Origin of the sequence: Dactylosporangium sucinum (assembly GCF_014647515.1) — a bacterium.
In the GTDB taxonomy this organism is placed as follows: Bacteria; Actinomycetota; Actinomycetes; order Mycobacteriales; family Micromonosporaceae; genus Dactylosporangium; species Dactylosporangium sucinum.
Window position 1 is genome coordinate 1 of sequence record NZ_BMPI01000019.1, and the last position, 714, is coordinate 714.

1 protein-coding gene is annotated in these 714 nt (G+C 72.4%); it reads right to left on the reverse strand.

The features are described 5' to 3' along the window. Positions 1 to 714 (reverse strand): glycosyltransferase family protein (locus tag IEZ31_RS20405; protein ID WP_505661130.1); only part of this gene is annotated, 714 nt, incomplete at both ends.

Below are 714 nucleotides of genomic sequence, written 5' to 3' on the forward strand. Positions count from 1 at the left end.
GCCGTAGTCCTGTTCCAGCAGGTGGCGCAGGGTGCCGGCGATGACGAACTCCTCGTGCAGCGCCGGCACGATGATGGAGAACCGCTCGTGGTGCTCGTCCTCGCCGGGCGCCGGCCAGCGCATCTGGTCGACCGCCTCCGGCGTCCGCCAGCCGTACAGCCGCCACCGCACCTCAAGGGTGCCGACCACGGTGTTGAACACCGCGACCGCGGTCACCAACAGCACCAGCACCGCGGTGCGGGACGGGGACGAGACGACGAGACCGGCGGTGACCGCGGCGACGAGCGCCAGCCCGGAACCCCAGCGCATGAGCGGGCCGAACGCCCAGGTGACGAGGCGCAGCCAGGGCAGCTGCCGCAGGTACAGCAGGCCTTGGCGCAGATCGCCCTTGCTGGTTCCCGCGAGGCGCTGGCCGAAGTCGAGCGGCACCTCGGCACGGCGCAGCCGCGGGTAGCGGGCCAGGATCTCCAGCAGGATCTTGAACCCGCGGGAGCGCAGCTTCTCCGGGTCCACCATGCCGAGGCGGACGCCGAAGAAGCCGGTCATCGGGTCGGTGACGCCGCGCAGGGCGAACGGGAAGGCGACCCGGGCCAGGATCGTCGACCCGGTCGAGACGACCTTGCGCAGCGGGCCGTCCAGGCCGCCGCTGCTGCCGCCCTCGCGGTAGCGGCTGGCCATCACCAGGTCGTGGTCGTCGAGCGCGGCCAGCATGTC